The organism is Streptomyces sp. NPDC041124 (assembly GCF_055592385.1).
The window spans coordinates 597,099-622,634 of sequence record NZ_JBVIYR010000001.1 but is presented as its reverse complement, the minus strand read 5'-3'; the positions used below and the strand labels follow the sequence as shown (position 1 = coordinate 622,634).

Sequence of the window (25,536 nt, the reverse complement as noted above, 5' to 3'; positions counted from 1 at the left end):
GTGCTAATCCCGGTCATAGTCTCGGGTCTGGCACTCCCCCCTGGAGAGTGCCAACACAGCGACGGGCAGGTCCGGCACCCGCGACGACGGATCGACCTGGTCGCCACCTCAGACAGTTAACCCCGTGAGATCTCCGAAGGGGGAGGTCGGATCGTGACGACCGCCAGCTCCAAGGTTGCCATCAAGCCGCTCGAGGACCGCATCGTGGTCCAGCCGCTCGACGCCGAGCAGACCACGGCTTCGGGCCTGGTCATTCCGGACACCGCCAAGGAGAAGCCCCAGGAGGGCGTCGTCCTGGCCATCGGTCCGGGCCGCATCGAGGACGGCAAGCGCGTCGAACTCGACGTGAAGGTCGGCGACGTCGTTCTGTACAGCAAGTACGGCGGCACCGAGGTCAAGTACAACGGCGAGGAGTACCTCGTCCTCTCGGCCCGCGACGTCCTCGCGATCGTCGAGAAGTAAGGGAGAACCCGGGGGACACCCCGGGCAACCCGGCCTCGAAGCAAGCACTTTTGCTCGAACACTGCGCCCCTGGCCCCAGCATCCGACAAGGAGCCGGGCGCCCAGGGGCGCAGTGATTCACCCTAGATTTCCGAGAGGGCTCCCGCTGCCATGGCGAAGATCCTGAAGTTCGACGAGGACGCCCGTCGCGCCCTCGAGCGCGGCGTCAACAAGCTTGCCGACACGGTGAAGGTGACGATCGGCCCGAAGGGCCGCAACGTCGTCATCGACAAGAAGTTCGGCGCTCCCACCATCACCAACGACGGTGTCACGATCGCCCGCGAGGTGGAGATCGAGGACCCGTACGAGAACCTCGGCGCGCAGCTGGTGAAGGAGGTGGCGACCAAGACCAACGACATCGCGGGTGACGGCACCACCACCGCCACCGTGCTGGCCCAGGCGCTGGTCCGCGAGGGCCTGAAGAACGTCGCCGCCGGTGCTTCCCCGGCCGCCCTGAAGAAGGGCATCGACGCCGCCGTCGCCGCGGTCTCCGAGGACCTGCTCGCCTCGGCCCGCCCGATCGACGAGAAGTCCGACATCGCCGCCGTCGCCGCGCTGTCCGCCCAGGACCAGCAGGTCGGCGAGCTCATCGCCGAGGCGATGGACAAGGTCGGCAAGGACGGTGTCATCACCGTCGAGGAGTCCAACACCTTCGGGCTGGAGCTGGACTTCACCGAGGGCATGGCCTTCGACAAGGGCTACCTGTCGCCGTACTTCGTGACGGACCAGGAGCGCATGGAGGCCGTCCTCGACGACCCGTACATCCTGATCACCCAGGGCAAGATCGCCTCCATCGCGGAGCTGCTGCCGCTGCTGGAGAAGGTCATCCAGGCCAACGCCTCCAAGCCGCTGCTGATCATCGCCGAGGACGTCGAGGGCGAGGCCCTGTCGACCCTGGTCGTCAACAAGATCCGCGGCACCTTCAACGCGGTCGCCGTGAAGGCCCCCGGCTTCGGTGACCGTCGCAAGGCGATGCTCCAGGACATGGCCGTCCTCACCGGCGCCACGGTCGTCTCCGAGGAGGTCGGCCTCAAGCTCGACCAGGTCGGCCTGGACGTGCTCGGCTCCGCCCGCCGCGTCACCGTCACCAAGGACGACACCACACTCGTCGACGGTGGCGGCAACAAGGAGGACGTGACCGGTCGCGTCGGCCAGATCAAGGCCGAGATCGAGACCACCGACTCCGACTGGGACCGCGAGAAGCTCCAGGAGCGCCTCGCGAAGCTCGCCGGCGGCGTGTGCGTCATCAAGGTCGGCGCCGCCACCGAGGTGGAGCTGAAGGAGAAGAAGCACCGTCTGGAGGACGCCATCTCCGCGACCCGCGCCGCGGTCGAGGAGGGCATCGTCTCCGGTGGTGGCTCCGCGCTGGTCCACGCCGTCAAGGTCCTCGAGGGCAACCTCGACAAGACCGGCGACGAGGCCACCGGTGTCTCCGTGGTCCGCAAGGCCGCCGTCGAGCCGCTGCGCTGGATCGCCGAGAACGCCGGCCTCGAGGGCTACGTCATCGTCTCCAAGGTCGCCGAGCTCGAGAAGGGCAGCGGCTACAACGCCGCCACCGGCGAGTACGGCGACCTGGTCAAGGCCGGCGTCATCGACCCGGTCAAGGTGACCCGCTCCGCCCTGGAGAACGCCGCCTCCATCGCCTCCCTCCTCCTGACGACCGAGACCCTGGTCGTCGAGAAGAAGGAAGAGGAAGAGCCGGCCGCCGGTGGCCACGGCCACGGCCACGCCCACTGAGCGATCCGCTCGAAGCGCCACGAGGGCCCGGCACCGCTGCTGCGCAGCGGTGCCGGGCCCTCGCCCTGTGCGATGCGCCCTACTTGTACGTGACGTCGGAGTCCTTGTAGACGCAGGCCTTGCCATCGGGACCGCTGCCGAGCGACGTCGGCTCGTCACCGCTGTCGTTGCCCTTGAAGCGCTCGCAGACGGTGATCTTCTTCTTGGTGTCACCGACGATCGTCACGCCCGAGAGGGTCGCGGTGTCACCGTAGTTGGAGTTGACCCCTGCGAGGACCTTGCCGGGGCTCGTGACCAGGATGTTGTCGATGACGACGTGGCGCTGGTACTGGGTTCCGCAGTTGCCGCACGAGCGGTAGAGCTTGCCGAAGTCGGAGACCTGGAAGTTCTTGACGGTCAGGGTGCCGGCGCCGTTGTGCTGGAAGACCTTGTCGTCGGCCTTGCGGGCACCGCCGCCGTCGACGACGTAGGCCGCCGAGGAGGACTTGCCCTTGAAGCTGGCGGCGTCCTCGCCGACGTCCTCCCACCACACGTTGATCAGAGTGCAGCTGCCCGAGCAGTGCACGCCGTCGGCGGCGGGCGTACCCAGAATCACGTTCTTCAGCGTCGCGCCGTCGGCGAGCTTGAACAGCGGGTCCTGACCCTCGTCCTGGCCGCTGCCGCCGAGGGCGCCCGAGCCGTAGAAGCGCTTCAGGGAGCCGTCGTACACGCCGCTCACCGGGATGGTCGAGGAGACGGGCTGCTCGTCGGTGGCGGTGGGCCAGGAGGCGAACGTGGCGTCACCGGCCGGCTCGTCGTCCGCGGGTGCGGAGGGGGAGGCGGGGACGGAGGGGGAGGCCGGGGCGCTCGCCGTCGGCGTCGACGCCGGGGGCGTCGAGCCGTTCACCGCCTGGAGGGTCCAGGTCTTGCCGGCGGCCCTGTCGCAGGAGTTCTGCTGCAGCAGGCCGTCCTTGGGGTTCAGGCACTTCTCGCTGTGCGCGTTGACCAGGTGGTAGGCGTCGCCGACGGCGCTCACCTTCCAGACCTGGGAGGAGCCCTCGCCGCAGTCCTGCTGCTGCACGGGCTTCCCGGCGGAGGCCGAGTCGCCCTTGACGCCCGCGCACAGGCCGGTCGCGGAGGACGTCACGGTGAAGCCGTCGCCGGAGTCGGCCAGTTCCCAGCTCTGGTCCGCGCCCCCGTCGCAGTCCGCCAGGGCCAGCTGCACCCCGGCGCCCGCGCTTCCCGACGGAACCTCCAGGCAGGTGTCGCTCGCCGCGTTCACCAGGCGGTAGGTACCCGCGCCCGGTTCCGCGGCGGACGCCGACATCAGAACGCCGCCGACCACGGCCCCGCCCACGAGCGACGTGGTCAGAGCGCCGATCAGGACGGTGCGGCGTCGGCCGCTCTTCCTGCGGTGCCCCGCGGGCGGGGCGGTGTTACCAGTACTGCGCATGTCATGGCTTTCGTTCGGTGTGCGATGGCCCTCGTTGTCCACCGCCCTGGAGTCGCCGCCGGACGTCACGGGGTTGCCGTCCGGCCTGAAGATTCTTCGACGAGGGCGCGTGGCCCTCACCCGCCCGGGACGGCGGCCACCCCGGGCGAGGGCGCGGGACCCGGTGTGTGAGGGTGGGACCGCAGTGCCGGCCGGGGAGCCGGGAAGCAGGATGAGGGATGTGATGAGCCAGGTGCTCTACGCGGAACGGTCCCGGAACCCGCTGGCGCGGACCGTGGAACTCACCGAGAGCGGGTTGCGCAGAGGCGGCAGGACGACTCCGCCGGACGAGCTGAACCTCGCCGCCATGGCGGAAGCGTTCCTGCGGGGGAGATGGCTCGGCGGCGGTGGCAGCGAACGCCCCCTGTCCTCGCTGCCGCAGGGCCGCGGTGTCGTCCCGGTCACCCGCGTGACCGGCACCAGCGCACCCCTGAGAACCCGTCAGGCAGCCGAGTTCGCCCGTGCGCTGGGCGAACTCGCGGTACGCCGGTGCGGCGGACCCGACCAGGTGGCCGTGCTCGCCGCGCGGGCGCACGCGGAGGGCGTACCCCTCTGGATCGCGCGCCGGCGCGCGCCGGCCCCCGCCGGGACGGTGACCGTCGCTGTCGACCGCCGCTCGGTCCGGGTGGACGTCTGGGGCCCGCACGCCCCCGCCGTCCGGCTCAGGGCGCCGCACGGCTACATCCTGGACACCTCCGACCGGGCCAACGGCCTGATCATGACCGTCGGTGACATCCCCGCGGAACTGGAGCTGCGGAAGAAGCTCCGCAAGTCCAAGAGCAAGGTCGAGATCCGCCTGCCCGACCGGCAGTGGACGCTGCGCCGGGAGAACGCGGAGAGTTCGTGGCTGCTGCGCGACGACCGGCGGGTCGCCCTGCTGACCCGTCCGTCGCGTTGGCCGGGTCCTCCGCCGGGCACCGTGCTGTTGCCGCTGGCCACCGTGCACCACGAGAGCCCCGACCCCCTGGACGCCGTCATGGCCCACGCGGTCGCGGTCTCCTTCGGCCTGGGCGACACCACGGGCACCGCCAGGTTCCGCCCCGCCCGTCCGCACCGCGACACGGACGACGACATCTGGGACCGCCCCTGGTTCAGCAACCTCGGCCGGGACCGCGACGACAACGAACCCGGCGGCGGCGACGGCTGGGGCAGCGACGGCGGAGACGGCGGCGACGGAGGCGGCAGCGGCGGGGGAGACGGCGGCGGGGGCGACGGGGGCGGAGGCGGAGGCGGCGACTGACCCACCCACTCACCCACCGGGCGACCGCGCCGCCTCCGCTGTCTCCTCCTCCGTCGCCTCACCACGCCTTGCTGCGGTCGAACTCCGTGATGTTGACCGTCACGTCCGCCGTCTTGAGCGTGGTGGGCGACTCACCCGTCGCCGTCTGCCCCGGCTGCACGTCGGTGGCCAACTCGGTCGAGTTGTAGAGCCGCTTGCCGTCCGGGCCGACGGCCTCCCACTCCCAGGTGTAGTTCGACTTCTCCGAACTCCGGTTCGTGATGGTCCAGGTGACCCAGATGTTCTCGAACCCGGCCTGGGAGCGGTCCTCGATCTCGAAACTGACGAGGTCCTCGCGCTCCCCGCCCGCCGCCTCCGACCGCCCGCCCTGTGGCTTCTCTCCCTGCCCCTCGGCCTGTTGCTTCTCCGCGGTCGCGGTGCCACTGTCCGGGGGCGGGGTGGAGCTGTCGTCCTCGACGGCGCAACCGCCAACGGTCAGCCCGCCCGCCATGGTCACTGCCGCACAGGCGGCCACAACACCGAATCTTCGCATTGTCTGACCCTTCTGACGCCGTATGTCATATATAGACCCATTCGGCGTAACGTGCAGGTCGACGCCTCGTGAGGGTCGGAAGCGGGAAGCGAGGGCAGGCGTCGAGGGTGGCCTCCGCGCGCCGCGCGGGTGGCGCGTCCGCGAACTTCAGAAAGCGGGTGACGACGGGGCCGGCCGGATGCACCGTCCAGGTATCTCTCCCTGGCCCCGCGACCTTCGCCTCCGCCTGCCGGACAGGGGCACGCGTGGATCCTCGCCGAGCGAGACGTCACGCACCGCACGGGTCAGCGTGAACGAGCGGGCACAAGGCGCCCCGAAGCCGCTCCACCTGGCGCGTGCGCCCTCGTCCACGGGGTCCACGAAGCGGCGCCTGCGCCGCCAGTTGATGTACGTCACCAGCCAACTGCGGCTTGCCGGCGGCAGCTTGTGCGGGCCATCGGTCTCCTTGGTGAGCAGGTCCGGGCCGGTGCGGCCTGTCCGCTCGCTGAGCACGGTGAACTCGGGCGGCGCGGTGAACGAGGCCGTGCAGCACACGCCCGGCCTCCGCGGCCGGGCCTTCTCCGGGGCCCGCGCGATCGCACCCGGGCGCCTCGCAAGTCCCTCCTTGTCCTGTCAGCCGAGGCGTGCATTCCGGCCCGGGGAACAAGAGGCCATGTGACTGGTACCGGATGCTTGTACCATTGGACTGGTACGGTCTTCCGGTACCGGTTTCTGCGGAGGAGGGGCATGTCCATCACTGCCAGCGAGGCCCGGGCCAGGCTTTTCCCGCTGATCCAGCAGGTCAACGACGACCATGAGCCCGTGGAGATCACCTCCAGAGGAGGCAACGCCGTACTGATGTCGGCCGACGACTTCCGTTCCTGGCAGGAGACCGTCTACCTGCTGCGTTCGCCGGCCAATGCCGCCCACCTCATGGCGGCCGTCGCCGCGGACAAGGCCGCCGACACCCCGGTGATCACCAGGAGCATGGCGGAGCTGGAGGCCCTGGCGGAGGACGGCGAGTGAGGGACGTGCGGTTCCGCCCCACCGGGTGGGAGGACCTTCTGTACTGGCAGGCCGCCGACAAGACGCTGTTCCGCAAGCTCGTCCGCCTGGTCGGCGAGATCCAGCGCGACCCCTTCACCGGCATCGGCAAACCGGAGCCGCTGAAGGGCGACCTGTCGGGCTACTGGTCACGCCGGATCGACGACGAACACCGCCTCGTCTACCGGGCCACCGAGAAGGAAGTCGTGATCATCAAGGCCCGGTACCACTACTGAAGGGCCGGTTCCCTGACCGGTTCGGGCTCGACGAGGGCGGACCGGTGACGGCCGCGGTGCCGGCCGCCGGTCAGTCGCAGGCCCAGGCGGAGCCGCCGTACGTGAGGACGCTGATCCGGCGGCCTGCACGGACGCCGGTCGCCTGGCCGGCCGAGGCCGAGGTCGACGCCCTCGCCTTTCCACGGAGCGGTGCGGGAGCGCCTGCCCGAGCAGCCGACCCGCCACACCAAAGGGCTCCGCGGTGCGAAATACTCTCCTGATGGGTTCACGCACTTCACCGGTCGGCCCGATCACGATACGGAGGGCTGTCGCGCGGGATGCCAAACGGCTCACGCGGCTCGTGCGTGGCTCAGGCGCCTACGAGGGCAAGTACGCATCCGCGGTCGCGGGCTACCGGGTCGGTCCTGATTACATCGAGGCCCACCGCGCCTTCGTGGCCGTCGGCGGCGACGAGCATGGAGGCCGGGTCCTCGGGTTCTACTCGCTCGTCCTCGCGCCACCGGAGCTCGACCTGCTGTTCGTCGCCGACGAAGTGCAAGGACGGGGTGTTGGACGGCTGCTCGTGGCGCACATGCAGTCCGAGGCCCGTGCCGCCGGGCTCGACCGTGTCCTGGTCGTGTCCCATGTCCCCGCCGAGGACTTCTACCACCGCGTCGGTGCGGTGCGGACCGGGACCGCGCGCGCCAACCCGCCCGCCGTGCCGTGGGACCGCCCCGAATTCGAGTTCCGCATTCCTTCGTGACTCGATGCAGCGGCGGCAGAGGGTTTCGTCGCCGGCCGGCCGGAAGGGGGTCGCTTGTGGTCGCCCTCGCATCAGCCGGTGTCGAGGCCGTCGATCAGGCGGTTGAGGAAGCGGGTGAATGTGGCTTCGGGGGTGAGGGTGCGGCCGGGGGCGGCGAGGGCCTCGGCGAGTTCCGGGTGGTGGCCGTCGGCGGCGACGGCGGTCAGGTAGCGGGCCTCGGCCGCGGCCCGGTCCGGGGACTGTGCGGCCGCGGACTGCGCGACCTCGTAGGCGACCTGTCCGGCTACGAACGCGGTGAGCTGCGCGAAGACCTCCAGTTTCGCCGCACCGTCCAGTCCGGTGGGCCGTAGGACGGCGAGCGCGTGTTCCAGGAAGGCCAGGGTGTGGGGGCCCGGAACGCGGCGGGTCGACAGTGCGGCGGGCAGCCACGGGTGGCGCAGCATGTGGGCGCGCTGACGGTGGGCGACGGCCTTCAGGTCGGTGCGCCAGTCGCCGCTGGGCGGGTCCGTGACCGTCAGCTCGGCGCTGACGTGGTCGACCATCAGCTCCAGCAGCGTCTCCTTGTCGGGGGCGTAGCTGTAGAGCGACATGGCGCCGGCGCCCACCTCGGCGGCCACGCGCCGCATGGTGACTGCTTCGATCCCTGCGGCGTCCGCCAGGGCGACGGCGGCCGCGACGATCTCCTCCCGGCTGAGGGAGGGTCTGCGGCCCCGGCGGGGTCCGGCGGGACGCAGCCAGAGCTGTTCGGGGTCGACGCCCCTGGCGCCGGACCCGTCGTCACGGGACTTGGTCATGCGCCTTCCCTGGTTGCCGAGGCGGTTCTCGCGAAGGTCATCCAACCATCGTCTATTCTCGTACACTGTACGGAATAGGGGAGGGGAACGATGCCATCACGCACGCCCGAGGCCGGCGCCGGACCGGCATGGACGCCACCCGCCGGGAAACCGCCGCTGTCCTCACGTCTGATGAGGGCGACCTGGCGACGCCTGCCGGCGAAACGGCACGAGGCCGGATGGGAGCCCGGGCTGGAGGTGCCGGCCGCCGACGGCAGTCCGTTGGTCACCGACCACTACTTCCCGCGCGCCGAGGGCGACTTCCCGACCCTGCTCATCCGCTCGCCCTACGGCCGCGGCCTGCCGTGGTCGCCCCAGTACGGCCTGCTCTTCGCCGAACAGGGATTCCACGTGATCCTCCAGAGCTGCCGCGGCACCGGCGGCTCGGGAGGCGCCTTCCACCTGTGGCGCAACGAGGCCGCCGACGGACAGGCCACCGTCTCCTGGCTGCGCGGACAACCCTGGTTCAACGGGGTGCTCGGGACCGTCGGCCCCAGTTACCTCGGCTACGTGCAATGGGCGCTCGCCCTGGACCCGCCGCCGGAACTCAGGGCGATGGTGGTGCAGATGGGGCTGCACGACCCCTACGCCCTGTTCCACACCGACGGTGCCCTGCACCTGGAGAACGCCCTCGCCGTCGGCGTGGGCATGACCTACCAGCACCGCGGCATGGTGCCCTTCCTCAAGGCGACCCTGCGCCTGCGGCGCCGCCTGCGCACCGTCACCACCGCGCAGCCCCTGCGCGGGGCGCACACAGCCGCACTGGGGAATGACGTGCCCTGGCTGGACGACGTCATGACACACGCGGACGCCAAGGACGCCTACTGGCACGGCGCGTCACTAGAGGAGGCGGCCGAGCGGCTCCGGGTGCCCACGGCCCTGATCACCGGATGGCACGACGCCCTGGCCGACCAGACCTTCGAGCAGTACGACCGGCTCCGCCTGGCCGGGTGCGAGACCAGCCTCCTCGTCGGACCCTGGACCCACACCTCCGCCCTGCAACAGGGCTGGCCCGAGGTGTTCGCCGAGAGCCTCGCCTGGCTGCGTGCCCACCTCTGCGCCGACCCGTCCGGTCTGCGCACCACGGCCGCGCGCGTGCACGTCGGTGGCGAGAACGCCTGGCGCGACCTCGACGACTGGCCACCGGCCCCCGCTGCCACCCCGTGGTATCCCACCGCGGACGGGCATCTCACCCGGCAGGCCGCCACGGACCCCGTGCCGCTGACGACGTTCCGCTACGACCCGGCCGACCCCACCCCGTCCGTCGGCGGTCCCCTGCTCTCCCGCGGCGCCGGCCCACGCGACAACGGCGCCCTGGAGGCCCGGGCCGACGTCCTGACGTTCACCGGCCCGCCCCTGACCGAACCCGTGGACGTCCTGGGCCCGGTCACCGCGCGGCTGGGCATCTCGACGGACACCGGGCACGCCGACATCTTCGCCCGCCTGTGCGACGTGGACGCGGCGGGCCGCTCCGTCAACGTCTGTGACGGGCTGGGCCGGGTCCGGACGACCGGAGACGCACCCTCGCAGATCACCGTGCCGATGAGCGCCACCGCCCACCGCTTCGCCGCCGGGCACCGCATACGCTGGCAGATCAGCGGAGGTGCGCATCCGCGCTACGCCCGCAACCCCGGCACCGGGGACCCGCCGGCGGACGCCACCACGTTCACACCGGTACGCATCACCCTGCACGCGGACTCGGTCCTGACCCTCCCGCACAGCAGCCCGCGCACGTAATGCGCTGCGCGCGGGGCGTGAGACGTCCTACTGTGACGCCGTGACGACGCGGATGATCATCCTCAATGGCGGGTCCAGCTCCGGGAAGACCGGGATCGTGCGGTGTCTGCAGGCCGTACTGCCGGAGCCGTGGCTGGCGTTCGGGGTGGACTCGTTCGTCGACGCGCTGCCCGCGAAGCTCCAGGCGTCCGACGCGGGGCTCGACATCGCGGCGGACGGCACGGTGAACGTCGGCGCGGAGTTCCGGGCGCTGGAGGCGGCCTGGACCGAGGGCATCGTGGCGATGGCCCGCGCGGGCGCCCGGATCGTCGTCGACGACGTGTTCCTCGGCGGGGCCGCGTCCCAGCAGCGGTGGCGCAAGGCCCTCGGCGAGCTGGGCGTGCTGTGGGTCGGTGTCCGGTGCGACGGTGCCGTCGCCGCGGGGCGGGAGACCGCCCGGGGGGACAGGGTCCGGGGGATGGCCGCCCTGCAGGCGGACACGGTGCACGAAGGAGTCGTCTACGACCTGGAGGTGGACACCACACACACCGAGTCCCTGGTGTGCGCGCACACCATCGCCGCCAAGGTGCGCTGATCGCCGGTCCGGCTCAGAGCTCCGTCGGCTCCAGTGCCCCCAACTGCGCCATCAGCCCCAGCCGGTCGTACTGCCACCAGCCCTCGACGATCTTCCCGGTGTCACCGAAGCGGAAGATGGTCGTGCCGGTCATCGAGACCTTCTTCCCCGTGGCGGGGATGCCCAGGAAGTCGCCCTTGTGGGTGCCCTCCCAGCTCCAGCGGGTGCACACCCGGTCGTCCTGGGCGAACTGGTCCTCGATGCGCACCGAGAAGTCGAAGCCGCCGCGCCACACGTCCATCTCGCGCCGGAGGTGGTCGAGGCCGATCACGTCCTGCTCGTTCGCCGGATCGTGGTCGTGGTAGTGCTCCTCGAACAGGCCCGTCATCGGGGACAGGTCGTCGGCGGTGGTCACCACCTCGAAGAAGCGGCGCGCGGAACCCGTGTTCAGCCGTGCGTCGCGCACCACGTCCAGGTCGGTGAACGTGGGCATCTCGTCACAGAGGGCCACCATCTCCCGGAAGATCCGGTCGGTCTCCGGGAGCTGGGAGTTGCGCATCGCCTCCTCGTACGACGGGAACTCCACGATCTCGACGACGTGCGAGGTGTTCGAGCGGTCCTTGCCCACCACCGCGTGCGTCGCCGTCCGCTTCCCCCTGGTCTGCTCGACCCACTGGTCCATGAGCCGGTCCATCTCCTCGAACCGGTCCGTCCTGCAGTCGATGAGCTGTATGAAGGTCATGACGTCGCCTCCGGCCCCCCTGTGTCCGGGCTGGTGTGGTCAGCACCCATTCTCCTCCGGAGGGCGGTCCGCGTCCCGGTGTGGCCGCGCCGCCGCCCCCGCGCCGCTACCGGGTCGGGCCGTACTTCCGTCCCGTCCGCGACGAGAGCCCGCCGAGCAGCCCGCGCGGGACCAGCTTCGCCGCCCCCATCAGCGCCTTGTACCGGGGGTCCGGGATCGACACCGTCCTGCCCCGGGCCAGGTCGGCGAGCGCCGCCGCCGCGACCTTGTCCGCGTCCAGCCACATCCAGCCGGGGATGTTGTCCGTGCCCATCCCGGCCCGCTCGTGGAACTCGGTGCGCACGAAACCGGGGCACAGCGCCATCAGACGTACGCCATGGCCGGCGAGGTCCACGGCCGCGCCCTGTGTGAACTGCACGACCCACGCCTTGGACGCCCCGTACGTCCCGCGCGGCACGAACGCGGCGGTCGAGGCGACGTTCACGACTCCTCCGCGACCCCGCTCCCGCATCGACTCCACCGCAGCCGACGTCAGCCGGAGCACCGCCTCGCAGTGCACCTTGAGCATCCGCAACTCGTCGCTCATGGGGACCTCGAGATAGCGGCCCTTGTTGCCGAATCCGGCGTTGTTGATCAGCAGGTCGACGGGGTTCTTGCGGTTGCCGAGCCGGTCGGCCACCGCCTCGATGCCCTTGTCCTGAGCCAGGTCGGCGGTCAGCACCTCCGCCTCGATGCCGTGGCGGTCGTGCAACTCGGTGGCCTGTTCCCGCAGCCGGCCGGTGTCGCGGGCCACCAGCACCAGGTCATGTCCGTCGGCCGCCAGCCGCCGCGCGAACGCGGCACCGATCCCAGCCGTCGATCCCGTAATCAGAGCCGTTGTCATGGCGCAAGAGTAGTTACCCGGAGGGGAGGCGTCCGCTCAGTGCCTCCCGTTCCTCCTGAGGGCCACGAGCCGTCCCGGCGCCCTCCGGCGATGACGATCCATCAGGTCGGCTGCTGCGCACCGTACTTCTCCAGATGCGTCCGTGCCGTCGCGATCACCTCCGGGTGCAGCGCCGGGCCCGCCGCGAGCAGGCGGGGCAGCAGTGCCCGCTCCGTCGTCACCGCGCGGAACTGCAGGGCCACCGTCACCTCGTGGTCCGGGCGGTGGACGATCCGTACGGCGTCGCCCGCCCGTATCTCCCCGGACCGGATCACCCGCAGGTACGCGCCCGGCGCTCCCCGCCGCGTGAACCGCCTCACCCAGCCCTTCTCACCCAGATGGCCCTGGAAGGTGCGGCAGGGAATGCGCCCGCTGGTGACCTCGAGCACCACCTCCGCGCCGACGGCCCAGCGCTCGCCGATCAGCGCGCCGGAGACGTCGATCCCCTCCGTGGTGAGGTTCTCGCCGAAGGAGCCGTGCGGCAGCGGGCGGCCCAGCGTGCGCTCCCACTCGTCGAGGTCCTCCCGGGCCATGGCGTAGACGGCCTGGTCGTCACCGCCGTGGTGCCGTGTCTCGCACACCGCGTCCCCGGCCAGCCCGCTCCCCCCGACTCCCTTGGGCCCAGGGGCCTCCACCCGCACCGGCCCGGTCACCGGCCGCTTGTCGATGCCCGTCACGCCGTCCGGCTGATCCGTGTACGGCACGGCCCGGGGGCGGCCCAGGTTCACAGAGAGAAGCTTCATGGGCGCACCGTAGGCGATGAGCATGAAAGCGTCGACGCATTATCAACCGGAACCTCAAAGGGTCACTTATTCTTGGAGTGTGATCGAAGCCCGTCATCTCCGTGTGCTGCGCGCCGTGGCCGCCACCGGTTCCTTCTCCGCGGCGGCCCGCGACCTGGGCTGCACCCAGCCCGCCGTGAGTCAGCAGATGAAGGCCCTGGAGGCGTCGGTCGGCACGCCCCTGCTCGTCCGTACCGGCCGCGAGATGCGTCTGACCCAGGCCGGCGAGGCGCTGGTGCGGCATGCCGCCGGGATCATCGCCGGGCTCACCGCGGCCGAGGAGGAGGTCGCCGCGATCGCCGGCCTGCGCGCGGGCCGGGTCCGGCTCGTGTCCTTCCCCAGCGGCAGCTCCACCCTCGTCCCCACCGCCCTCGCCGCCCTGCGCGACGCGCACCCGGGCACGCGGGTCTCCCTGGAGGAGGCCGAGCCGCCCCGCTCCGTGCGGATGCTGCGCGAGGGGGACTGCGACGTGGCGCTCGCCTTCCGGTACGAGGGGGCGGCGGGTGCCGAGGAGTGGGACGACCTCGTCGTGCGGCCCCTGCTGTCGGACCGGCTCGTGGGGCTCCTGCCGGAACGGCACCGGCTCGCCCGCGCGGAATCCCTCGCCATCGGCGAACTCGCCGGGGAACCCTGGATCGCCGGCTGCCCGCGCTGCCGGGGGCAGCTGGTGGAGGTGTGCGAGGCGGCCGGTTTCACCCCGCGCATCGATTTCGCGACCGACGACTACCCGGCGGTCGCCGGACTGGTCGGCGCCGGCCTCGGTGTCGCGGTCCTGCCCCGGCTGGCCGTCGAGTCCGTACGGCCCCGGGGTGTGCGCACCGTGGCGCTAGAGCCCGCCGTGCGGCGGGAGATCGTCGCGCTCACCCTCCCGGATCTCGCCCAGGTGCCCGCGGTCGCCGCGACGCTGGAGAAGCTGGCGGCGGCCGCGACCCGCTGAAGGGCGCGACGGTAACCCCCTGAGTGCGCGGGCACGCGTGCGTGCTGCCCACGTTGTTGGAGAAACGTTCCTTCAGTTATCCGGGGCGGTGGCGTGTCCGCCGGCCGACGTCGACACCAGCCGGTTGCGCGCCCGTCCCATCAGCTCTTCGCGCTCGTCCTCGGTCAGGCCGCCCCACACGCCGTACGGTTCGCGAACCGCCAGCGCGTGCGCGGCGCACTCGGCGCGTACCGGGCACCTCATGCAGACCTCTTTGGCCGAGTTCTCGCGAGCGCTCCGAGCCGCACCACGCTCGCCCTCGGGGTGGAAGAACAGCGAGCTGTCCACTCCGCGGCAGGCAGCCAGGAGCTGCCAGTCCCACAGGTCCGCGTTCGGTCCGGGAAGGCGGGAGAAATCTGCCATTACGTGACCCCTTGTAGCCGTTCTGGGCGGATCCGGTGTCCAGACCGTACAACTACGATCCAAGGAGATGAAAATATGACTCATTGCGAATCTAGCCCCGGACACCATCAAAGGGGAAGAAAAGGGTCTGAATGGGGCATGGCTTGTGGTGAAAGTACGGGGGTCCGTCGCGCATGTCTGCACCGTGAGCACGTCCTCACGTAGAGTGCCGAAGATGGCAGACGGCCCCGTAACTCTTTCGAGTGACCGTCGTTGAGAGTGCGAGGCGGTTGAAGGAACAAGCGCTCGGGCCGGCGTCCGAGACGGTCGACCGCACAGGTGACGATTTCGTACCAGCCTGGAGGCTCAAGGTGACGCGCATCAGCTCCGGAGGGCGGCCATGACTTCCGTCCTTGTCTGCGACGACTCCCCGCTCGCCCGAGAGGCGCTCCGCCGCGCGGTCGCGACCGTGCCCGGTGTCGAGCGCGTGACGACGGCTGCCAACGGCGAGGAAGTCCTCCGCCGCTGGGGAGCCGACCGCTCGGACCTGATTCTGATGGACGTACGCATGCCCGGCCTGGGCGGCGTCGAGACCGTCCGCCGGCTGCTCTCGGCCGACCCGGGAGCGCGCATCATCATGCTCACCGTCGCCGAGGACCTCGACGGTGTGGCGCTCGCGGTGGCCGCCGGCGCGCGGGGCTACCTGCACAAGGACGCCTCCCGCGCGGAGCTGCGCGCCACGGTCACGCAGGCGCTCGCCGACCCGACCTGGCGGCTCGCCCCGCGCCGGCTGCGCTCCGCCGAGATGGGCGCCGCGCCGACGCTCACCGCGCGTGAGATCCAGGTCCTGGAAGGCATGAGCCACGGCCGCTCCAACGCGGAGATCGGCCGTGAGCTGTTCCTCTCCGAGGACACCGTCAAGACCCACGCGCGACGGCTCTTCAAGAAGCTCGGCGCCTCGGACCGGGCCCACGCGGTGGCGCTCGGGTTCCGATGGGGCCTGGTGCGCTAGGGCCCGCCCTTCGGGCCGGGCCGGACGCGCCGTACGGCAACGCGCGCGGACCGGGCAACGGGGGCCCCCGAACGCCCCCGCCCGCGTCCGGCGCACGCCCACGCCGGGATCCCCCGGGTGCCGTGGGCTCGCGGCGCATCGGGCGCGCACCGTCGTCCGGTGTGCGGCGGTGCGGGTGCGTGCCGTGCGGCCGGAAGCGGCACGGGTGCGCGTCGGCGTGCGTGGCCTCGCGTGCGGGCGGGCCGGTCCGCCGGCGGACGGAGCCGCGGTCATGGGCGCCGGGGCGTCCTCGCTCGGCCGTCCGGCGCGTCGGCGCCGCCGGCCCCGGACACCGGCCGTGCGAGGCGCGGGGCACGGTGGTGTCCGGCGGATCGGGACGACGGGCCCCGCGGTCGGCCGCGTACCCGCCGCGAACCGCCCCGGAAACGCTCCCCACCAGGGCGTTCACGATGACCGGAAGAGGCCCGCTGCTCGTTTCGCCGCGGATGGCGCATCCTTGAGGTGTGGAGTTCCTCGGGGACGAGTCGGTCGAGCGGAAGGGGAGGGCGCAGGGTATGAGTTCCGGCGCACCTGCTCATAACGCTTCGGTGCACAACCAGGGACACGGTGCCGCGGACCATACGTCCGCAGGGCACCATGGACCGATGCGCGACGACGAGGCGGGCACTGCCCATGGGGCGATCGGTGCGCTCGTCCATCGCGCCGTCGACGGAGACGAGCAGGCCACGCACGACCTGCTCGCCCATGTCCACCCCCTGGCGCTGCGCTACTGCCGCACCCGTCTGTCCCGGCTGCCCGGCGACGCCCGGCACTTCGTCGAAGACCTCGCCCAGGAGGTCTGCGTCGCGGTGCTGCTCGCACTGCCCCGCTACAAGGACACCGGCCGGCCCTTCGAGGCGTTCATCTTCGCCATCGCCTCCCACAAGGTCGCCGACCTCCAGCGTGCGGCGATGCGGCACCCCGGCTCGACCGCCGTGCCCTCCGACGAGATGCCGGAACGTCCCGACGACTCCCTCGGCCCCGAGGAGCGCGCCCTGCTCAGCAGCGACGCCGAATGGGCCAAGAAACTGCTGGCCAGCCTCCCCGAGAACCAGCGGGAGCTGATCCTGCTGCGCATCGCCGTGGGGCTCACGGCGGAGGAGACCGGTCAGATGTTGGGAATGTCACCCGGTGCCGTGCGGGTGGCACAGCACCGCGCGCTGAGTCGGCTGCGCGCCCTGGCGGAGCAGTAACCGCCGCCGTCGCGCCGCCCCTTCGTCACATGAACGGACGACCAGCCGTTCCCGTACGAACATACGAAGCCGGGAGCCGTGCGCAACCGTGGAATGAGACACCTCCGCTTCCCGTTAGCATGGACATCCGCACCGATCAAGGCCATTTGGGGAAGGTGTCATGACTGCCAACGTCGACGGAGTGCCCGGAAAATTCGCGACACTCGGGCTGACCTACGACGACGTGCTGCTGCTGCCGGGCGCGTCGGACATGGCGCCCGACCAGATCGACACCGCCTCGTACGTCTCCCGGAACGTCCGGGTCAACATCCCGCTGCTGTCCGCCGCCATGGACAAGGTGACCGAGTCCCGGATGGCGATCGCGATGGCCCGCCAGGGCGGCGTCGGCGTCCTGCACCGCAACCTGTCCATCGAGGACCAGGCCAACCAGGTCGACCTGGTGAAGCGCTCCGAGTCCGGCATGGTGACCGACCCCATCACCATCCACCCGGACGCCACGCTCGCCGAGGCCGACGCGCTCTGCGCCAAGTTCCGCATCAGCGGCGTCCCGGTCACCGACGGCAACAAGAAGCTCCTCGGCATCGTCACCAACCGTGACATGGCCTTCGAGACCGACCGCTCCCGCCAGGTGCGCGAGGTCATGACGCCGATGCCGCTGGTCACCGGCAAGGTCGGCATCTCCGGCCCGGACGCCATGCAGCTGCTGCGCCGTCACAAGATCGAGAAGCTTCCGCTGGTCGACGACCACGGCGTCCTCAAGGGCCTGATCACGGTCAAGGACTTCGTGAAGGCCGAGCAGTACCCCAACGCCGCCAAGGACGCCGAAGGGCGTCTCCTGGTCGGCGCCGCGGTCGGTGTCGCCGGTGACGCCTTCGAGCGCGCCCAGGCCCTCGTCGAGGCGGGCGCCGACTTCATCGTCGTCGACACCGCGCACGGCCACTCCCGGCTCGTCGGCGACATGGTCGCCAAGATCAAGTCGAACTCCTCCGGCGTCGACGTCATCGGCGGCAACATCGCCACCCGCGACGGCGCCAAGGCCCTCGTCGACGCCGGCTGCGACGGCATCAAGGTCGGCGTCGGCCCCGGCTCCATCTGCACCACGCGCGTCGTCGCCGGCGTCGGCGTCCCGCAGGTCACCGCGATCTACGAGGCGGCGCTGGCCGCCAAGGAGGCCGGTGTCCCGGTCATCGGCGACGGCGGCCTGCAGTACTCCGGCGACATCGCCAAGGCCCTCGTCGCGGGCGCCGACACCGTGATGCTCGGCTCGCTCCTCGCGGGCTGCGAGGAGTCCCCGGGCGAGCTGATGTTCATCAACGGCAAGCAGTTCAAGTCGTACCGGGGCATGGGCTCGCTCGGTGCCATGCAGACGCGCGGCGACCGCAGGTCGTTCTCCAAGGACCGCTACTTCCAGGAGGGCGTCGCCTCCGACGAGCAGCTCGTGCCCGAGGGCATCGAGGGCCAGGTGCCCTACCGCGGCCCGCTCTCCTCGGTCGTCCACCAGCTCGTCGGCGGCCTGCGCCAGTCGATGTTCTACGTCGGCGGACGTACCGTGCCCGAGCTCCAGGACAACGGGCGCTTCGTACGGATCACCTCCGCGGGTCTCAAGGAGAGCCACCCGCACGACATCCAGATGACGGTCGAGGCACCGAACTACAGCCGCAAGTAGGCGGCGGGCTTCCCGAGGGCGGCTCCGGACCATCCGGGGCCGCCCTCGCGTGACGTCCGGGGCGGTGGGCGCCGCGGCCGTCGGGGATACTGGAAGGCGCTGCAACGCATCAGGGAAAGGCCACAGACGTGACTGAGATCGAGATCGGGCGCGGCAAGCGCGGCCGCCGGGCGTACGCCTTCGACGACATCGCCGTCGTCCCCAGCCGCCGTACGCGGGACCCGAAGGAGGTCTCGATCGCCTGGCAGATCGACGCCTACCGCTTCGAGCTGCCGTTCCTGGCCGCTCCCATGGACTCGGTCGTCTCACCGGCCACGGCGATCCGCATCGGTGAACTCGGCGGCCTCGGCGTGCTGAACCTCGAGGGCCTGTGGACGCGCTACGAGGACCCGCAGCCGCTGCTGGACGAGATCGTCGGTCTGCCGGCCGAGGCCGCCACCCGCCGCCTCCAGGAGGTCTACGCCGCCCCCATCAAGGAGGAGCTGATCGGTCAGCGCATCAAGGAGGTGCGCGACTCGGGCGTGGTCACCGCCGCCGCGCTCTCCCCGCAGCGCACCGCGCAGTTCTCCAAGGCCGTCGTCGACGCGGGCGTGGACATCTTCGTCATCCGCGGTACGACGGTGTCGGCGGAGCACGTCTCCGGCTCGCACGAGCCGCTGAACCTGAAGCAGTTCATCTACGAACTCGACGTGCCGGTGATCGTCGGCGGCTGCGCCACCTACACGGCTGCCCTGCACCTGATGCGCACCGGTGCGGCGGGCGTCCTCGTCGGCTTCGGCGGCGGCGCCGCGCACACCACGCGCAACGTGCTGGGCATCCAGGTGCCGATGGCCACCGCGGTCGCCGACGTGGCCGCCGCCCGCCGCGACTACATGGACGAGTCCGGCGGCCGGTACGTGCACGTCATCGCGGACGGCGGGGTCGGCTGGTCCGGTGACATCCCCAAGGCGATCGCCTGCGGCGCCGACTCGGTCATGATGGGCTCCCCGCTGGCCCGCGCGACGGACGGCCCCGGCCGGGGCAACCACTGGGGCATGGAGGCCGTCAACGAGGAGCTGCCGCGCGGCCAGAAGGTCGACCTCGGCACGGTGGGCACGCTGGAGGAGATCCTCACCGGCCCGTCCCACACGCCCGACGGCTCGATGAACCTCTTCGGCGCCCTGCGCCGCGCGATGGCCACCACCGGCTACAGCGAGCTGAAGGAGTTCCAGCGCGTCGAGGTGACGGTGGGGGACTCGCAGCACAAGCGGTAAGGGCTGCGTGGGCTCTGACACGGCACGAGGGGCCGGTCACCTGGTGGGGTGACCGGCCCCTTCCGTGTGCGGGGGCGCCCATGGGACGTCACCGCACACCAACCCGCTGGGACCGGATCCGTCTGTGGACGGTGAAGTGCCGGAGGAGGTGGATCCTGCGGCTTTTCGGATGGTGAGCGGCCGCCCTCACGAGAACCGGGGGCGGACACCCGTGCATCATCCCGGAGTCCGTCGCAGTGCCCTCCGCGGCGGGCTCCATTCGCTTCCACCGTACCGGCGCGGCATCCCGCCCACCACCAACGCCCGTGGTGCGGACGGCGCCCGTGCGCCCCCTCTCACAACCGGTGCGCCGCCCCCGTAGGAGTCGCCCCCCGCGTGTCCAGCAGCAGCTGGGCCTTCACCGACAGGCCCTGGAGGTCGTACGTGCGGTGCTGCTGGAGGAGGATCGTCAGGTCGGCCTCGGCGGCGGCCTCGTAGAGGGAGTCGGCGCGGGGGACGGGCCGGTCGAGGACGTTCCAGGACGGGACGTGCGGGTCCTGGTAGCTGACGGAGGCGCCGAGCTCCATCAGCCGGACCGCGATCTCGTGCGCGGGGCTGCCCTGCTGGTCGGCGAGGTCCGCCTTGTAGGTGACGCCGAGCAGCAGCACGCGTGCGCCCCGCGCGGACTTGCCGTGCTCGTTGAGGAGGGCGGCGGCGCGCTGGACGACGTAGCGCGGCATGCGGCCGTTGACCTCCTGGGCCAGTTCCGCCATGCGCAGGGTGCGGCCCGCGTGGGCGGTGAGGTCCTGGGGGACGGCGTGGCCGCCGACGCCGGGGCCGGGACGGAAGGCGTGGAAACCGAAGGGTTTGGTCTCCGCGCAGCGCAGGACGTCCCACAGGTCGATGCCCAGGTCGTGGCAGAGGGCGGCCATCTCGTTGACGAGGGCGATGTTCACGTGCCGGAAGTTGGTCTCCAGGAGCTGCACGGTCTCCGCCTCACGGGTGCCCCGGGCGCGCACCACCTTGTCGGTGAGCCGGCCGTAGAAGGCGGCGGCCGACTCGGTGCAGGCCGGGGTGAGGCCCCCGATGACCTTCGGGGTGTTGGCGGGGGTGAAGTCCCGGTTGCCGGGGTCGACGCGGCTGGGGGAGTGGGCGAGGTGGAAGTCGCGCCCCGCGCGCAGCCCCGAACCCGACTCGAGCAGGCGCAGCAGCGGTCCCTCGGTGGTCCCCGGGGGCACGGGGGACTCCAGGATCACCGTGGTGTGCGGGCGCAGCCGGGCGGCGAGGGTGCGGGCGGCCGTCTCCACCTGGCCGAGGTCCAGCCCGCCGTCCGCGCCGGGCGGGGTCGGTGCGCAGATGACGGCGGTGCGTACGCGGCCCAGCTCGGCCGGGTTGGCGGTGGTGCGGAAGCCTTGCGCGAGCATGCGGCGCTGTTCGGCGGCGCTGAGAGAGCCGGGCTCGGGGCCGGTCCGGTAACCGATGGTGGGGATGCCGGCGGCGACGGCGGCCTGGGCCAGGGGCAGGCCGTACGGGCCGAGTCCGATGACGGCGAGATCTGCGGGCATGGCGTGGGCCGTCCTTCCCAATATCCGGAGTGCGACAGGTGCGCAATCGCTGTGGACCGGAGAGGCGAGCGCAATGTCAGACTAGGAGTAAATATGACCGTTATGTGGGATTGATCGGTTGGTTTTCGGTGAGTCGTTCCGCAGGCTTGTCCACAGGGCGGAGTGCGTGGTGGCTGAAGTCGGGCAGGCCGTTCAGAATCTGGGCATGAGGGTGGGGGACCGGGCTTCGCCCGACGGGTGAGGCCGATGTGACCGATGAGCGGGAGGCAGCGGTGAGGACAGCCACACTGGGGCCGGCGCAGCGCGCCGAATCACTCGCGTCCATGGCCGAGCACGAACTGGACGTGCTGGTGGTGGGCGGCGGAGTGGTCGGTGCGGGCACGGCCCTCGACGCCGCGACACGCGGGCTGACCACGGGCCTGGTCGAGGCGCGTGACTGGGCGTCGGGCACCTCCAGCCGGTCCAGCAAGCTGATCCACGGCGGCCTGCGCTATCTGGAGATGCTCGACTTCGCCCTCGTCCGGGAGGCGTTGAAGGAGCGCGGCCTGCTGCTGGAGAGGCTCGCTCCGCATCTCGTGCGGCCGGTGCCGTTCCTGTACCCGTTGCAGCACAAGGGGTGGGAGCGGCTGTACGCCGGAGCGGGCGTCGCGCTCTACGACACCATGGCGATGGCCCGCGGACACGGCCGGGGCCTGCCCGTGCACCGGCACCTGAGCCGCCGTCACGCCCTGCGTGTCGCCCCCTGTCTGAAGAAGGACGCGCTGGTCGGCGCCCTGCAGTACTACGACGCCCAGATGGACGACGCCCGTTTCGTGACGAACCTCGTCCGCACGGCCGCGGCATACGGCGCCAGGACCGCCAACGGGGCGCGGGTGACCGGGTTCCTGCGCGAGGGTGAACGGGTCGTCGGAGCGCGGGTGCGGGACGTCGAGGGCGGCGGCGAGTACGAGGTCCGCGCCAAGCAGGTCGTCAACGCCACCGGGGTGTGGACCGACGACACGCAGGCGATGGTCGGCGAACGGGGGCAGTTCCACGTCCGGGCCTCCAAGGGGATCCACCTGGTCGTCCCCAAGGACCGCATCCACTCCACGACCGGGCTCATCCTGCGCACCGAGAAGTCCGTCCTGTTCGTCATCCCCTGGGGCCGGCACTGGATAGTCGGCACCACCGACACCGACTGGGACCTCGACAAGGCGCACCCGGCCGCGTCCAGCGCGGACATCGACTACCTGCTCGAACACGTGAACTCGGTGCTCGCGGTGCCGCTGACCCGGGACGACGTCGAAGGCGTGTACGCCGGTCTGCGGCCGCTCCTGTCCGGCGAGTCCGACGCCACGAGCAAACTCTCCCGCGAGCACACCGTGGCCCACCCGGTGCCCGGCCTGGTCGTGGTGGCGGGCGGCAAGTACACGACGTACCGGGTGATGGCCAAGGACGCGGTGGACGCGGCGGTGCACGGACTCGACGTGCGCGTCGCCGGCTGCGTCACCGAGGACACGCCGCTGGTCGGAGCCGAGGGCTACCACGCGCTGTGGAACGCGCGGGCGCGGACGGCCGCGCGTACCGGACTGCACCCGGTACGGGTGGAGCACCTGCTGCAGCGGTACGGCACGATGGCGGAGGAGGTCCTGGACCTCATCGCCTCCGACCCCTCGCTGGGCGAGCCCCTGAAGGGGGCCGACGACTACCTGCGCGCCGAGATCACCTATGCCGCCTCGCACGAAGGGGCACGTCACCTGGACGACGCGCTGACCCGGCGCACCCGCATCTCCATCGAGACGTTCGACCGGGGCACGCGCTGCGCCCGTGAGGCCGCCGAGCTGATGGCGCCGGTCCTCGGCTGGGACGAAAGGCGGATCGAGCGCGAGGTGGAGCACTACGAGAAGCGGGTGGAGGCCGAACGCGAGTCGCAGCGGCAGCCCGACGACCTGACGGCGGACGCGGCGCGGCTGGGCGCACCGGACGTCGTGCCGCAGTGACCTTGCGGCGGTGACCGCGCCGCGGTGACCGTCCCGCCGGCAACCGTGCCGTCCGTGGCGCGGCGGCCCCGAATCACTCGAACGGGTGGCGGACACCGGGATCTCCGTTCGGAACCCGGCCGTTCTACGGGGTGCGAGGGCAGAACTCGGCCGCGAGCAGCGCGAACTCGAGACCGGGATCCGTCAGCGCGTCCGCAACCCGGGCCCTTGTAGGGGGGTCATCATGCAGGGCCGGGGAGCGCACCCTCCGGCCGGGTTCCGTACCCGTCGGGTCCGGCGCGCGGACAGAGGCACCCTGGGCGTCGGGCACTTGTCGGGTGAGGGACAATGAAGGCTCTGTCAGGGCGGGTTGCATGAGGGGACGCATGTCGGAGGCGGAGCGGGCGGGGACATCCCGTCAGGACAAGAGCGCACGTCTCCTCGCCGGGCGGTACCGGCTGGGAGACGTGCTCGGCCGCGGCGGCATGGGGACGGTGTGGCGTGCCCAGGACGAGACCCTGGGGAGAACCGTCGCCGTCAAGGAGCTCCGCTTCCCGTCGAGCATCGACGAGGAGGAGAAGCGGCGCCTGATCACGCGAACGCTGCGCGAGGCCAAAGCGATCGCGCGGATCCGCAACACCAGCGCCGTGACCGTCTACGACGTGGTGCAGGAGGACGACCGGCCCTGGATCGTCATGGAACTCGTCGAGGGCAAGTCGCTCGCCGAGGTCATCCGGGAGGACGGCCTGCTGGAGCCGCGGCGTGCCGCCGAGGTCGGCCTCGCCGTGCTCGACGTGCTGCGTTCCGCGCACCGCGAGGGCATCCTGCACCGTGACGTGAAACCGTCCAACGTGCTGATCGCCGAGGACGGCCGGGTCGTCCTCACCGACTTCGGCATCGCCCAGGTCGAGGGCGACCCGTCCATCACCTCCACGGGCATGCTCGTCGGCGCTCCCTCCTACATCTCCCCGGAGCGGGCACGCGGGCACAAGCCCGGGCCCGCGGCCGACCTCTGGTCGCTCGGCGGGCTGCTCTACGCAGCGGTGGAAGGCACACCGCCGTACGACAAGGGCTCCGCCATCGCGACGCTCACCGCGGTGATGACCGAGCCGCTGGAGGAGCCGAGGAACGCGGGGCCGCTGCGGGACGTCATCCACGGGCTGCTCACCAAGGACCCCGCCCAGCGGCTCGACGACCGCGGTGCCCGCGTCCTGCTGAACGCGGTCGTCCACGCCCCCGCTCCCGAGGAGGCCGAGCGGGAACCGGCGGACGCCACGAAGGTCGTACCGCTGCCCGAGCAGCCCGGCGAACGCGACGCCGGGGGCAAGCGGGCCGAGGAGGCGGGGGAGAAGCTGCGGGACGCGTTGCGTTCCGTGCGCAAGGCCGCGGTGGCGGCGGGATCGGCGGGCGCCGCCGCGGCGGCCCGCGCCAAGTCCGGCAGCGGCAGCGCCACTTCCGGGTCCGGAGCGGCCGGCGGCACCTCCGTGACCGCGGCGGACGCGGCCGGCTCCTCCTCCGCGTCCGCCACCGACCCGGTGGCCGCGCCGGGCGCTCAGGGCACCGCGCGGCAGCAGCAGGGCACCGGTGGGCGCAGTTCCGGCTGGCCCGTGATGACGCCGCCGGATCTGCCGGCCCGGCCGGCGCCGAGGGCATCACTCACCGACGTGGTGCCGCGGCGGACCCTGGTCGTCATCGCGGTGGTCGCGGTCCTCGTCGTCCTCGGCATCGTGCTGGCCGTCGTGCTCAGCGGCGGTGACGACGAGGGCGGCCAGGGCGCGAAGGGCGGTGGCGACCGGACCGCCGCCTCTCAGGAACCGAGCTCCGACACCAAGAACGACGAGAGCGACGGCACCCGCACCGACGGGCAGGGGAGCGGACCGACGGCCACCGAGACGAGCACCGGCACGGGCACGGCAGCCCCGGACGCCGGCGCCGGGGAGCCCGGCGCCCCGGCCGGCGAAGGCGGCACCACGGAGAAGCGGACGCACAAGGGGAGCCAGGGGTATTCGATCGGGCTGCCCGAGGGGTGGAAGTTCCAGTCGTCGGGAGCGGCCGGGGACCGCTTCACCGGGCCCGGCGGACAGAAGCTGCTCATCGGCTGGACGACCACCCCCAAGGACGACCCCGTCGCGGACTGGAAGAACCAGGAGCGCAGCATGGTGCGCTCCCAGTACCGGCGGATCAGCATCGAGGCGGTGGAGTACCGGGGCTGGAAGACGGCCGACTGGGAGTTCACCTACGTGGCGGACGGCACCACATTCCGTTCCATCGACCGCGGGACCGTCGTGGGCGACCGGCTCGGGTACGGGCTGATGTACACGGCCAAGGCCGACCAGTGGGGCAGCGACCTGCGCAAGGACACGTGGCGGACGCTGACCGAGACGTTCCGTCCGAAGGGCTGACCGCGGGCGGCCCCCGGAAAGGGCGGCCAGATGTGGACATCCCCTCTCTGCGGGTTGCCTCCGGCACGTATCGTGAGTGCTTGCGGACCGTACGAAGCCG

Annotated in this window: 23 protein-coding genes and 1 pseudogene; 15 read left to right on the top strand and 9 right to left on the bottom strand. The window is 71.5% G+C overall.

Annotated elements, in window-relative coordinates; translation table 11 throughout:
- Positions 1 to 153: 153 nt before the first annotated feature.
- The gene (groES, locus tag ACZ6A9_RS02895) at positions 154 to 462 is read left to right on the top strand and encodes a co-chaperone GroES (RefSeq protein WP_073932713.1); all 309 of its coding nucleotides are present in this window, start codon (positions 154 to 156) and stop codon (positions 460 to 462) included.
- Positions 463 to 612: 150 nt separating this feature from the next.
- Positions 613 to 2,238 (top strand): chaperonin GroEL, encoded by a 1,626-nt coding sequence (gene groL, locus ACZ6A9_RS02890; RefSeq protein ID WP_468977031.1) that lies wholly within the window; start codon positions 613 to 615, stop codon positions 2,236 to 2,238.
- Between the two features lie 79 nt (positions 2,239 to 2,317).
- On the opposite strand, the gene ACZ6A9_RS02885 is transcribed toward groL, so the two are convergent.
- Together ACZ6A9_RS02885 and ACZ6A9_RS02880 are read right to left on the bottom strand one after the other, a co-directional pair.
- Positions 2,318 to 3,124: a pectate lyase gene (locus ACZ6A9_RS02885; RefSeq protein ID WP_468977949.1), complete on the bottom strand. Its 807-nt coding sequence runs from the start codon at positions 3,122 to 3,124 to the stop codon at positions 2,318 to 2,320.
- A 48-nt stretch (positions 3,125 to 3,172) separates the two neighbouring features.
- A pseudogene (locus ACZ6A9_RS02880) lies at positions 3,173 to 3,544 on the bottom strand (RICIN domain-containing protein); the annotation flags it as partial.
- A 349-nt stretch (positions 3,545 to 3,893) separates the two neighbouring features.
- Here ACZ6A9_RS02880 and ACZ6A9_RS02875 point away from each other — a divergent pair.
- Complete coding sequence (locus ACZ6A9_RS02875; protein ID WP_468977027.1) at positions 3,894 to 4,949, top strand: hypothetical protein; 1,056 nt, start codon at positions 3,894 to 3,896, stop codon at positions 4,947 to 4,949.
- 58 nt (positions 4,950 to 5,007) lie between these two features.
- On the opposite strand, the gene ACZ6A9_RS02870 is transcribed toward ACZ6A9_RS02875, so the two are convergent.
- Complete coding sequence (locus ACZ6A9_RS02870; RefSeq protein ID WP_468977023.1) at positions 5,008 to 5,481, bottom strand: hypothetical protein; 474 nt, start codon at positions 5,479 to 5,481, stop codon at positions 5,008 to 5,010.
- A gap of 726 nt (positions 5,482 to 6,207) precedes the next feature.
- On the opposite strand from ACZ6A9_RS02870, the gene ACZ6A9_RS02865 reads away from it, so the two are divergent.
- From ACZ6A9_RS02865 to ACZ6A9_RS02855, 3 genes are all read left to right on the top strand, one after another.
- Positions 6,208 to 6,486 carry a type II toxin-antitoxin system Phd/YefM family antitoxin gene (locus ACZ6A9_RS02865; protein WP_006130733.1) on the top strand — a complete coding sequence of 93 codons (279 nt, stop codon included), beginning with the start codon at positions 6,208 to 6,210 and terminating at the stop codon, positions 6,484 to 6,486.
- Complete coding sequence (locus ACZ6A9_RS02860; protein WP_468977018.1) at positions 6,483 to 6,740, top strand: Txe/YoeB family addiction module toxin; 258 nt, start codon at positions 6,483 to 6,485, stop codon at positions 6,738 to 6,740. The genes ACZ6A9_RS02865 and ACZ6A9_RS02860 overlap by 4 nt, the downstream gene beginning before the upstream one ends.
- 259 nt (positions 6,741 to 6,999) lie before the next feature.
- The gene (locus tag ACZ6A9_RS02855; RefSeq protein ID WP_468977014.1) at positions 7,000 to 7,482 is read left to right on the top strand and encodes a GNAT family N-acetyltransferase; all 483 of its coding nucleotides are present in this window, start codon (positions 7,000 to 7,002) and stop codon (positions 7,480 to 7,482) included.
- Positions 7,483 to 7,553: 71 nt separating this feature from the next.
- On the opposite strand, the gene ACZ6A9_RS02850 is transcribed toward ACZ6A9_RS02855, so the two are convergent.
- Complete coding sequence (locus ACZ6A9_RS02850) at positions 7,554 to 8,276, bottom strand: TetR/AcrR family transcriptional regulator C-terminal domain-containing protein (RefSeq protein WP_468977010.1); 723 nt, start codon at positions 8,274 to 8,276, stop codon at positions 7,554 to 7,556.
- A 171-nt stretch (positions 8,277 to 8,447) separates the two neighbouring features.
- On the opposite strand from ACZ6A9_RS02850, the gene ACZ6A9_RS02845 reads away from it, so the two are divergent.
- On the top strand, positions 8,448 to 10,052 hold the full coding sequence (locus ACZ6A9_RS02845; RefSeq protein ID WP_468977947.1) for a CocE/NonD family hydrolase: 1,605 nt from the start codon (positions 8,448 to 8,450) through the stop codon (positions 10,050 to 10,052).
- Positions 10,053 to 10,092: 40 nt separating this feature from the next.
- A complete protein-coding gene (cpt, locus tag ACZ6A9_RS02840; RefSeq protein WP_468977006.1) occupies positions 10,093 to 10,626 on the top strand; it encodes a chloramphenicol phosphotransferase CPT in 534 nt (177 codons plus the stop codon).
- 13 nt (positions 10,627 to 10,639) lie between these two features.
- On the opposite strand, the gene ACZ6A9_RS02835 is transcribed toward cpt, so the two are convergent.
- The 3 genes from ACZ6A9_RS02835 to ACZ6A9_RS02825 all read right to left on the bottom strand — a co-directional run bounded on the left by ACZ6A9_RS02835 (position 10,640) and on the right by ACZ6A9_RS02825 (position 13,012).
- Positions 10,640 to 11,347, bottom strand: coding sequence for an ester cyclase (locus tag ACZ6A9_RS02835; RefSeq protein WP_468977004.1), 708 nt, complete (start codon positions 11,345 to 11,347; stop codon positions 10,640 to 10,642).
- Between the two features lie 106 nt (positions 11,348 to 11,453).
- Positions 11,454 to 12,230, bottom strand: coding sequence for an SDR family NAD(P)-dependent oxidoreductase (locus ACZ6A9_RS02830; protein ID WP_468977000.1), 777 nt, complete (start codon positions 12,228 to 12,230; stop codon positions 11,454 to 11,456).
- Positions 12,231 to 12,331: 101 nt separating this feature from the next.
- A complete protein-coding gene (locus tag ACZ6A9_RS02825) occupies positions 12,332 to 13,012 on the bottom strand; it encodes an MOSC domain-containing protein (RefSeq protein ID WP_468976996.1) in 681 nt (226 codons plus the stop codon).
- A 79-nt stretch (positions 13,013 to 13,091) separates the two neighbouring features.
- Between ACZ6A9_RS02825 and ACZ6A9_RS02820 the strand changes: the two genes are divergently transcribed.
- Positions 13,092 to 13,988 (top strand): LysR family transcriptional regulator, encoded by an 897-nt coding sequence (locus ACZ6A9_RS02820; protein WP_468976994.1) that lies wholly within the window; start codon positions 13,092 to 13,094, stop codon positions 13,986 to 13,988.
- Between the two features lie 72 nt (positions 13,989 to 14,060).
- Here ACZ6A9_RS02820 and ACZ6A9_RS02815 read toward each other — a convergent pair whose 3' ends face one another.
- Positions 14,061 to 14,390 (bottom strand): WhiB family transcriptional regulator, encoded by a 330-nt coding sequence (locus ACZ6A9_RS02815; RefSeq protein WP_468976992.1) that lies wholly within the window; start codon positions 14,388 to 14,390, stop codon positions 14,061 to 14,063.
- Positions 14,391 to 14,769: 379 nt separating this feature from the next.
- Between ACZ6A9_RS02815 and ACZ6A9_RS02810 the strand changes: the two genes are divergently transcribed.
- The 4 genes from ACZ6A9_RS02810 to ACZ6A9_RS02795 all read left to right on the top strand — a co-directional run bounded on the left by ACZ6A9_RS02810 (position 14,770) and on the right by ACZ6A9_RS02795 (position 19,532).
- Positions 14,770 to 15,381, top strand: coding sequence for a response regulator transcription factor (locus ACZ6A9_RS02810; RefSeq protein ID WP_003948568.1), 612 nt, complete (start codon positions 14,770 to 14,772; stop codon positions 15,379 to 15,381).
- A gap of 644 nt (positions 15,382 to 16,025) precedes the next feature.
- Positions 16,026 to 16,613 (top strand): sigma-70 family RNA polymerase sigma factor, encoded by a 588-nt coding sequence (locus ACZ6A9_RS02805; protein WP_093767456.1) that lies wholly within the window; start codon positions 16,026 to 16,028, stop codon positions 16,611 to 16,613.
- A 160-nt stretch (positions 16,614 to 16,773) separates the two neighbouring features.
- On the top strand, positions 16,774 to 18,279 hold the full coding sequence (gene guaB / locus ACZ6A9_RS02800; RefSeq protein ID WP_468976987.1) for an IMP dehydrogenase: 1,506 nt from the start codon (positions 16,774 to 16,776) through the stop codon (positions 18,277 to 18,279).
- A 128-nt stretch (positions 18,280 to 18,407) separates the two neighbouring features.
- On the top strand, positions 18,408 to 19,532 hold the full coding sequence (locus ACZ6A9_RS02795; protein WP_228967089.1) for a GuaB3 family IMP dehydrogenase-related protein: 1,125 nt from the start codon (positions 18,408 to 18,410) through the stop codon (positions 19,530 to 19,532).
- 335 nt (positions 19,533 to 19,867) lie between these two features.
- Here ACZ6A9_RS02795 and ACZ6A9_RS02790 read toward each other — a convergent pair whose 3' ends face one another.
- Positions 19,868 to 21,076, bottom strand: coding sequence for a nucleotide sugar dehydrogenase (locus tag ACZ6A9_RS02790; protein ID WP_468976982.1), 1,209 nt, complete (start codon positions 21,074 to 21,076; stop codon positions 19,868 to 19,870).
- Positions 21,077 to 21,348: 272 nt separating this feature from the next.
- On the opposite strand from ACZ6A9_RS02790, the gene ACZ6A9_RS02785 reads away from it, so the two are divergent.
- Positions 21,349 to 23,055, top strand: a complete 1,707-nt coding sequence (locus ACZ6A9_RS02785; RefSeq protein WP_468976979.1) for a glycerol-3-phosphate dehydrogenase/oxidase — start codon at positions 21,349 to 21,351, stop codon at positions 23,053 to 23,055.
- Between the two features lie 365 nt (positions 23,056 to 23,420).
- A complete protein-coding gene (locus ACZ6A9_RS02780) occupies positions 23,421 to 25,436 on the top strand; it encodes a serine/threonine-protein kinase (protein WP_468977945.1) in 2,016 nt (671 codons plus the stop codon).
- Positions 25,437 to 25,536 lie beyond the last annotated feature (100 nt).